Annotated in this window: 2 protein-coding genes; one reads left to right on the top strand and one right to left on the bottom strand. The window is 56.5% G+C overall.

Translation table 11 applies throughout. From position 1 onward, the window contains the following. Positions 1–336, top strand: a 336-nt coding sequence (locus KP708_RS15440) for a hypothetical protein (RefSeq protein WP_215757244.1), incomplete at its 5' end; no start/stop codon positions are given. A 107-nt stretch (positions 337–443) separates the two neighbouring features. Here the strand turns inward: KP708_RS15440 and KP708_RS15435 are convergent. After that, positions 444–681 (bottom strand): type II toxin-antitoxin system RelE/ParE family toxin (locus tag KP708_RS15435; protein WP_215757243.1); only part of this gene is annotated, 238 nt, incomplete at its 5' end.

Here is a 681-nt window from a genome sequence, read left to right as displayed (position 1 = left end):
CTCAAGCGGGCATGGGTGCGCAATGCGGCGACCTATAACGTCAGCACGTCAGGGGACTTGCGCTGGTGGTTAGCTGAGGGCCTGACAGTTGCCCGGAAGAACCGGCTGCAAGCATGCGTTCAGAGTGTCGGGGAAATGGTAGGCTTCATGGCGCAGCAGGTTGAGGAAMTGGTTAATGGGGTTCTGCMATACCTTTCCCCTTCCGCCCGATCTGAGTTCGAGGCCGAATGGTCAGAGGCTGTTGAGCGTGGCTATGCGCCAGAATGGAACGGTGTAGGAGACGGGCCGGGTGAGGCGTCCGGCGCATCATCCAACGGCCCCTCGCTCGGTATGTGACAGGTCACGAAACTGGGGCAGCTTCCACACTACCCCAGAGGAACTGCCTCATATTTTAGTAGGCATAACTCAGCACAAGTAAACACAACTCGATACGAGTTMGCGGTCTATCGGTCTTGAGAACTGTGCCAGATGCGCAGGATTTCGACCGTTGAATCTGCGATGCGATAGACGATTACATACGGCCAGCCGGACACCAGTTCTCGCGTGCCAGGGACAAGGCCCGGTCGGCCTCGTTCCGGTAGATATTCGAGACGGTCACAGGCTGCGACTATCTGAATAGCAACACGGCTTGCTGCTGCGGGGTTTTCTTCCCCTATGTGATTTCTAATACTTTGGAGGTCA

The sequence above is a fragment of the Gluconobacter sp. P5H9_a genome (assembly GCF_018812085.1).
Classification (GTDB): Bacteria; Pseudomonadota; Alphaproteobacteria; order Acetobacterales; family Acetobacteraceae; genus Gluconobacter.
Note: the sequence above shows the minus strand (reverse complement) of the source record. Positions and strands in the feature narration are given on the sequence as shown.